This is a genomic window from Streptomyces sp. sk2.1 (assembly GCF_008120935.1).
In the GTDB taxonomy this organism is placed as follows: Bacteria; Actinomycetota; Actinomycetes; order Streptomycetales; family Streptomycetaceae; genus Streptomyces.
The window spans coordinates 1-7,225 of record NZ_RDBO01000069.1 but is presented as its reverse complement, the minus strand read 5'-3'; the positions used below and the strand labels follow the sequence as shown (position 1 = coordinate 7,225).

Annotated in this window: 7 protein-coding genes; 5 read left to right on the top strand and 2 right to left on the bottom strand. The window is 68.7% G+C overall.

All coding sequences use genetic code 11. The annotated features are described in order from the left end of the window. Positions 1-39: 39 nt before the first annotated feature. Positions 40-519 (bottom strand): hypothetical protein, encoded by a 480-nt coding sequence (locus EAO76_RS24315; protein ID WP_148838073.1) that lies wholly within the window; start codon positions 517-519, stop codon positions 40-42. Between the two features lie 327 nt (positions 520-846). On the opposite strand from EAO76_RS24315, the gene EAO76_RS24310 reads away from it, so the two are divergent. Then, positions 847-1,143 carry a hypothetical protein gene (locus EAO76_RS24310; RefSeq protein WP_148838072.1) on the top strand — a complete coding sequence of 99 codons (297 nt, stop codon included), beginning with the start codon at positions 847-849 and terminating at the stop codon, positions 1,141-1,143. 381 nt (positions 1,144-1,524) lie between these two features. Next, positions 1,525-3,573: a hypothetical protein gene (locus tag EAO76_RS24300; protein ID WP_262375709.1), complete on the top strand. Its 2,049-nt coding sequence runs from the start codon at positions 1,525-1,527 to the stop codon at positions 3,571-3,573. 245 nt (positions 3,574-3,818) lie between these two features. Here the strand turns inward: EAO76_RS24300 and EAO76_RS24295 are convergent, their stop codons facing one another. Next, positions 3,819-4,769: a competence protein CoiA gene (locus EAO76_RS24295; RefSeq protein WP_148838071.1), complete on the bottom strand. Its 951-nt coding sequence runs from the start codon at positions 4,767-4,769 to the stop codon at positions 3,819-3,821. A 189-nt stretch (positions 4,770-4,958) separates the two neighbouring features. Here EAO76_RS24295 and EAO76_RS24290 point away from each other — a divergent pair, with 189 nt between their 5' ends. The 3 genes from EAO76_RS24290 to EAO76_RS24280 form a co-directional block, all read left to right on the top strand. Beyond that, on the top strand, positions 4,959-5,828 hold the full coding sequence (locus EAO76_RS24290; RefSeq protein ID WP_148838092.1) for an IS5 family transposase: 870 nt from the start codon (positions 4,959-4,961) through the stop codon (positions 5,826-5,828). Positions 5,829-6,007: 179 nt separating this feature from the next. Continuing rightward, on the top strand, positions 6,008-6,919 hold the full coding sequence (locus EAO76_RS24285) for a MerR family transcriptional regulator (protein ID WP_148838070.1): 912 nt from the start codon (positions 6,008-6,010) through the stop codon (positions 6,917-6,919). A gap of 55 nt (positions 6,920-6,974) precedes the next feature. Further along, positions 6,975-7,225: transposase family protein (locus tag EAO76_RS24280; RefSeq protein WP_148838069.1), on the top strand; the 251-nt coding region annotated here is incomplete at its 3' end.

Sequence of the window (7,225 nt, the reverse complement as noted above, 5' to 3'; positions counted from 1 at the left end):
CATAGATGTGCCAGTCGGAGTGGTACTCGGGCCGCGCCGTCAGCGCGGGCGGCGTCGTGGCGGGCCCGGCCGGGGAGGGTTTCCCAGCGAGACGTTCCCCATGCGCAGGGCGGCCACAGAACCATGGTCGGCCCGGATCTCGACATTCCCGCCCACCGCGAGCCCGTCGCCAGTCGAGGACACCCCGTCGGCACGGGCACGCACATGCGCGTTGAGCAAGGCGCGCAGGGTCTCGGCGGCCAACCTCTGCTCGTGCTCACCGAGCCCGGCGAGGACTGCCTCGAAACGCGCCTGCCATGCGGCCTGTTCGCCGCGCCGCACGACCTCCGCCTCGGCCTCATCGGCAACGGCCAGTGCATGCGCACTACGGTCCAGCTCAATGAGTACGCGCTCCTCGTCCTCGTGACCGAACCACCCGGCCACCGCCTGCTGCAGCCCCTGCCAGGCACTGGTTCCCGCAGCCTGCACCACCGCAGTGCCCCCCACCGCAGCCAGTGCTGTCAACGCCTCCGTCAGCATTCGCCGTCCCCTCGCTCCGCTCCCCATCCGACGCTATGACCGTAACGCCCCAGCCTGCCGCCCCAAAGCCCCTTCCTCAAACGGGGAGACCAATCACCCGCCGCCGACAGGCCGGGGGACGTTGGCGTTCGTCTCGGCGGGGGAGTGGTGTTCGGCGTGGCCGGGGCCCAGCTGGCGGCGGGTCGTCATGTTCTCCGATCGTACGGACCACCGCCGAGGAGGCCGTCGCCACGTCCTGTGGCCACCGCATATACCTGTTCCCAGGGACCGGCGGACCGGAATCCGGAAGACCAGCCACGGGCCCAACACCGTTCCTACCATGAGGATATGACGCCTGATCACCTCACCGCGCCCGCCACGACGCCGCCCGCGCTGACGGCGCGGCCCGAGTACCACTCCGACTGGCACATCTATGTCGACGACCCCGTCGACGGCCCGCTCGGCTACTGCACCGGCACCGGACCCGACGAGAATTTCGACCCCGCCGCGGCCACCCGGGCCCTGGAGCAGGGCGGGTGGCGGGTCACCCGCCCCTGGACCGAGATGCCGCCGACGGCCGAGGCGCCCTTCACCGCGACTGCCGAGCGGACCGACGGAGCCGGTGACCGGAGCAGGATCTCCTGACGGGGAAGACATGTGTGCCCCGGCCAGAGCGCTGGTTCGGGGGCACAGAGGGCTGGGGTGAAATGCCGATCACTGGTGGTGGATCAGGCCCAGCCGGCGGACATCGTACCGTCGGCCCGCATCGGGCGGATGTGCCGGCACCGGTGATCTCAGGGGCCTCGGTCACGACCAGCCCCCTCCGCGAGGCCGCGGCCACCGAAGGGCCGCACTGCGCCGGGCCCGAGCTTGCTGCCCGGAAGGGGCAGGCCGCGGACGGCGTGATCGGCAGGGCGGCGAGGGCATCACAGTTGGGGCGTACGGCCTGAGTCGGGCCGAGAGGCGTTCTGGTTGGTGTACTCCACTGGTGCCAGGATGTGTTGGCAGGATGGGACGGGGGAGTTTGTGCGCACGGACAGGCGACGGATCCAGACGGCGGTGCTCGGCGGGGCGGACTCGGATGAGCCGTTGATGCTGCCGATGGAAGCGATCGAGCTGGATGCATTCCGCCGTGCTCACGGGGACGACACCTTCTGGTGCGGGGCTCTGCTCGGCGGCTGCGGTGGCCAGCTGACCACGAAGCTGTATACGGACCGGGCCTGTCATTTCGCTCATCACCCGGATCCGGACGGGCTGCCGCACGTGTGCGGGCGCCGTGCCCGTGGCGTGGACAGTGCAGACCACCTCTATGTGCGGTCGGCGGCCTCGGCCTGGCTCGCCGGCCGCGGGGAGCAGGCGACCTTCGAGTACACCCGTGCTGAAGGGGCACCGATCGGGTCCATCGTGGATGTGCGCTGGCGGCATGGCGCTCTGCGGGTGCACCTGGACCAGGCGGTGACGCCGGTGTGGGACGACGGTGTCGAGCCTGTCCTCGGGACGATGGTGCCGGTCGACCGCGACACACTGATCCGCCGCTGGTACGTGCACCGAATCCGGCTGGACAGCGTGGGCACTGCGCGCCGCGTACAGATCGGGACCGAGGCGTTCGCCAGGCCGATCGAATGGTTTGCTCTGGACGAGTGCGAGATGACGAAGCGCGGGTTGTCGACACCGGCGGTTGAAAAGATCGTTCAGGCCCGCAACGCACCGCGTCCATCGCTGTGGTCGCCCGGCAGGGCGAGAAAGGTGCCGGAACCGCAGGCCCGCGCCCAGGCCCTGCAGCGCCGGCTGGTGTATGCACGCCGGATTGAGTCCGTGCCCCTGGCGAAGCAGGTGTGCGGGGAGATCGAGAACCTGAACGGTATGGAGGGCGAGCTCCAGGAGCAGCTCGAGGCTGCCGTTCGCCACGCGAGGATCTGGCTGGTCAAGCAGAACGAAGAGCGGCGCAAGCTGTTCGACAACCTGAAGAAGGCGGTCGCTGAGCAGAAGCCCGGGCGGGTGCGCAGGCTTCTGATGCGCGTCAACGCGACGGCAGCCGAGGATCGCACGGACACCGAGTCCGCCGTCTACAAGCGGGCGATCACGTACTTCGACAGCCTGGACGACCTCACGCGGGACACGGTCGAAGCGGAAGCTGACACTGAGAAGGAAGCACACAAGGCTGCGGCTTGCGTCCGCAGCGTCCTCTCACGCCTTCGCAGGTACGACGCGTACACGTTCGACCTGCGCCCTCATGTGGAGGAGCTTCTGCGGGCCGCGGCCTCGGCCGGAGAACTGCTGACCCGTGGTGAAGCGCGGCGTGTGGAGGTCTGGAAGAAGCGGGCGGCGCTGGGGCCGCAGGAGCAGCTACGCGTGGCGCGGCGGTACTGGATCCAGCGGAGCTGTCCGCGCTGCAACGCGGGGCAGGGCAAGGATTGTGTGCTGGTCGAGGGGCCCAGCAGCGGGAAGCCGCGCAAGGACGGCCACAATGAGCGGCTGCAGCTGGTCGTGGACGAGCGGAAAGCCACACAAAAGATGGCCCGGCAACAGAAGAAGGCTCGGCAAGAGGCCAAGGATCCTGCCGAGCCGATGCGGCCGGCCCCGGGGGGCCAGGCGAAGGAGGCGGGCAAGAAGACTGCGGCCCGGCTGCACCATCAGGTGCCACGCGGCGACTGGTACCGAATGATGTGCCCGCGATGCCACGCCGGACCGGGCAAGCTGTGCGACAACGACGATCGCGTCGGCCCCAGCGCAAAGCGACAGCTTCCCCACGACGAACGCCTGCACCGCGTCCTGCAGAGCGACGACCGCATTGACCCCAGCGAGAAGCAAAAGGGCGCCCGCGGCGAACTCCAGCAGCAGTCCGTCGACGTCGTGCCCCCGCCGCTTGCCCGGACTGAAGCCCGGTCAGGTCGGCCGAGCAGAAAAGAGCGGGAAGCGCAGGAAACTGCGGGCTCGGCGGCGCGGACCTGGCATGCGAAGGAGGTCACTTGCCCAAAGTGCCAGGCCGGCCCGAACTCCCCGTGCGTGCCCCACGGTCAGCACCACGAGCGGGTGGAGTGGGCGAAGGAGTTCACCCGCAAACTGTGGGGCTGAGGTACCCGCCCCCTACCGGCATTCGAATCTGCGCGACCTCGAGCTGATACCGACCAGTGCGCCCTGGACCCGTTCGGTCAGTGCGCATCGCCCGATCCCGTCCACGTCCGCCATGTAGATGTCAATGGGCCAGGGCATCCTGAGCTTCCTGGGACAGTTCACGAGCGGCGTGACGCAGGCCAGCCGGTGAGCCCCGCAGGCGCCGGCCCTCGGTGGCCAGGCGCTCCCCGATACGCCGTCGCATGTCACGCCCTATCTGGCGTCGGACCGACGCGTGTGAAGGTGGTGCGTCCGGTGGCCGGGTTCAGCACCGCGACCTTCAGCGGGCTTCGGGCGGCGGCCTGGATGCGCGAGAGCCATGTCTGGTCCGGGACCAGGATCGTCAGTTCCGCCGGCCACTCAACGAGTGCTTCGGGATCAGGACAGACCACCCCGGCCAGCTTGAACGTGTCGCTCGTCCACCGCGGCCGGGCGTAGACGAGCAGCCCATTGCCACGAGAAGGGCTCTGGTCGCCGTACAGGATCGCTTTGCCCGAGGCGGAGCGGACCATCTGGGCGAAGGACTCCCACACCCCGGCGTCAAGCCCCGCGTGCTGGAAGAAGCCCGCCAGCCGCTGCAGCTCCGCCCGTCGCTCCTGCAGTTCCGCCTGCCGCTCCAGCTCCCGCCGTTCGGCGGCCGCGGCCCGCTGCTCGGCTTCCCGACGACGGCGCTCGGCGGCCTCCACCCGCCCGACGGCTTCGGCATCGGCTTCCATCCGGGCACGCGCAACGGCCAGTTGCTCGTACGCGGGCGCCGTCCACCACACCGTGCCGTTCAGCCCGGTGTGGGCGCGCACCCGCCCGTCGAGGATCCACTTGACCGCGTCACCGAGCGGGCAGGTGATGTGCACCCACTTCGCCTTCGCCTTCAGCGTGCGCGGCTCCCAGGCGTAGCGCGCCACCCCGTGCCACACCGTCCAGCTCTCGCCTCGCTGGCGCGGAGAGCGCACTCTCAGCGAGGGCACGACGCGTTCCCACGGCCGGTCCTGCAGGGCGACCCAGCACACCGCCACACCGTCCCGGGCATAGCGGTCCGTACGCATCTGCGCCTCTTCCTGCGTCATGGGCGACAGCTGCGCCTCCAGCGCCATGAAGGGGCGGTCGTGCTCGTCGAAGACCATCACGTCGGCCCGCCAGTTCCGGGCCTCACTGTTCACCTCCAGTTCGGCTCGCCATCCCGCCGCCCGAGCGGCGATGGCCAGCTCCAGTTTTCCGATCGCTGAGGTTCACGTATTAGGCGTGACCTGGGGCGATGCGTCGCGTAGGTGTCAGGGACGTGGTGCTGGGCCTAGGCCGTGTTTTAGGTTCGGCTTCCTGTGCGCGCCCTGCATGATGATGATCAAGATGTGGGGCGAGGGGATCTTTCTGATGAGCAGTGGTCGGTGCTGGAGTCGTTGCTGCCTGCGGTGGGCATAAGTCGCAGGTGGCCTGGCTGCCGGCGGCTTATAGACGGTGTGCGGTGGCGGGTTCGGACCGGAGTTCCGTGGCGGGACCTGCCGTTCGAGTACGGACCGTGGCAGACGGTGTATGGACTGTTCCGGAGATGGCAACGTCGGGGTGTGTGGGCCCGACTGCTGACGTTGTTGCAGGCGAGAGCTGATGCGGCCGGGCTGATCTTCTGGGAGGTCAATGTCGACTCCACCATCTGCCGGGCACACCAGCATGCTGCCGGTGCCCGCCGGCACGGTGCTGTGCAGAAGGAACCGCCAGGCGGAGTCAGCACCGAACCTGAAGACCATGGACTGGGCAGGTCGCGAGGCGGGTTCACCACGAAGATTCATCTGGCGTGTGAGCAGGGACAGAAGCCGTTGTCGCTGCTGATCACCGCCGGGCAGCGCGGCGACAGTCCGCAGTTCGAGCCGGTCCTGAACGCGATCGGGGTACCCCGGCCTGGAGTCGGTCGGCCGAGAAGCCGCCCGCTGCGGGTGCGAGGCGATAAGGCGTACTCTTCACGCGCGAATCGCGCCTACCTGCGCAGACGTGGAATCAGGTGCACGATTCCTGAGCCGGCCGATCAGGTCCGCAACCGCAGGCGCCGCGGACGTGGCGGTGGCCGTCCGCCCTTCTTCGACCGCGAGGACTACAAGGCCCGGCACGCGGTCGAATGCGGGATCAGCCGTCTCAAGCAGCACCGGGCCGTGGCGACCCGGTTCGACAAACTTGCGGTTCGGTTCGAGGCGACGGTTCAGGTCGCGGCGATTCATCAGTGGCTGTGAACCCTCAGCCTGCCGTCGTGCGGATGCCCCAGCAGCAAAGGACGGCCCTGCGGCCATTACGGAGGAAGGGCGCATTTCCTGGCATTGGCGCGGCGCGGTGTGTATGGGGTTGCACCTTCCGTAGCGGCATGTGGTCCGGTGGACTTACGTCCCGATGCCTTGAGGAAAGGTCCCTGCTCATGCATTCGTCCTTCATGCCACCCCGCCAAGTCAAGATCGGTGACGCGGCGGCCTTCGCCGGCAGCACGCCACGGGCGATTCGCCATTACCACGAGATCGGCCTGCTCCCCGAGCCTGAGCGGGGCGGCGATGACCGCCGCCGCTACGGGTACGAGGACATGATCCGCCTGCTGTGGATTCGCAAGATGGCCGACGCCGGGATCGCCCTGGACGACATCCGTGACGCCTTTACCACCGGCACCGCTTCCGCCGGTGCGGACAGCGGAGACGGTATCGCGGGCATCCTGGAGCGGTTGGAGGAAACCCTCGCCGAGCAGGAGGCGGAATTACGGCGGCAACGGACCGCCGTGCAGCGGATGCGCACCGAAGGCAGCCGGATGGGCCTGCTCTCCGACTTCGTCACCGAACGCCTCAAGAGCCTGCCCGAGGGCTCCCTGCGCCAGGCGGACCTGGACAGTCTGCTGGTCACTGAGCGGATCTTCGGCCCCCTCGGCGCGGCCCTCCAGGCCACCCGCTTCGTCGCCCTGGCCACGCATCCCACTCTGCGGGAGGATTCCGACCGCATCGATGACGCCGAGGAGGCACTCGATGACAGTGTCGCCGTCGATGATCCACGGGTGGCTCAAGTGGCCTTCGAGCGGCACGCCTTCGAAAGCGCCCTGCAGGCCGTCATCGAGGAGTCCGGCCTGGGTAAGGACGACGATGCCCTCTTCGACGCCTGGGACACTTTGCACCCTGCCACCGCCGATGACGGCGAGGGCGAGGCCGACCTCGGCTCTGGCAGGCGGGAGGCTGACTCCATGAGCGTGTTCGAAGCCACCGGCAAGATGCCCTACGACTTCTCCCCAGCCCGCCTGCGCTGTATGGAACTGGCGGAAGAACTATCCGCCCAAGACTCACCCGCTACCTAAAACACGGCCTAAGCGCTGTCCCGTAATTGCTGGTCAGAGGTGAGATGATCTTGCTGTGGTTGGTGTGATTGCGGCGTCGGAGCCGTCCTGGATAGTCCCGTTCACCGGGCTGAGCCCGCGGCAGTTCGGCAAGCTGGTCACCGCGCTGCGGCGCGAGGGTGCCGACCCGGTCCGCAAGGGCCGGCCCTGGAGTCTGCCGCTGGAGGACCGGGTCCTGCTGGTCGCCGCGTACTGGCGCACGAACCTCACCCTGCGCCAACTGGCTCCGTTGTTCGGGGTGTCGAAGTCGGCGGCCGACCGGATCGT